1 protein-coding gene is annotated in these 569 nt (G+C 54.3%); it reads right to left on the minus strand.

Features of this window, described 5'->3' with window-relative positions; translation table 11 throughout:
• Nucleotides 1–338: 338 nt before the first annotated feature.
• A partial coding sequence (locus M3225_RS28800; RefSeq protein ID WP_251400734.1) for a hypothetical protein occupies nucleotides 339–569 on the minus strand: 231 nt, incomplete at its 5' end.

Here is a 569-nt window from a genome sequence, read left to right on the forward strand (position 1 = left end):
GCAAATCGTTGAACTCGACGCGTTCGATAGTACGATTTTGAGTTGGTTCGCGATCGCTGAGTCCATGCTCGATCAATTCGACGGATTCACGGAATTGCAACGACTGCGGCCGATAGACGTAGCAGCAACCACTGAGCCGGATCTCCCTCAGCAGCCCGCCGTTCCCGAACTGTCAGACGCTCCGGCGACGCATTCGCTAGGCTTCCATAACGAACATGCTTCGTGCAATCCGGATGCACTGTCAACCGCTCTCACCAAACTAGCATCGGAATTTGCCCAATACGAGCCGAGTTCTCGCGGTAGCCAATCGAGTCTCGGCAAACGCTACCTCGCAGCTCTTACTTCGCTTCGACGCGATCACGCACATGCCGCGGAGCAGTTCGCGACTCGAAACCACCAACTGCTGACATGCCAACTGGAAAATCTTGCACAGGCAGAGCGGAAACACGGGAACGAGGTAAAGGACCTAATGGAACAGATCGAGGCACTTGAAGCAACCATTGAAACCATTCGGAAATGGAAGGGCTTCCGAATCGTCGCTTGGCTGAATGAGCGAAGCAAGTAAGCTC

The sequence above is a fragment of the Priestia aryabhattai genome (genome assembly GCF_023715685.1).
Lineage (GTDB): Bacteria > Bacillota > Bacilli > Bacillales > Bacillaceae_H > Priestia > Priestia aryabhattai_B.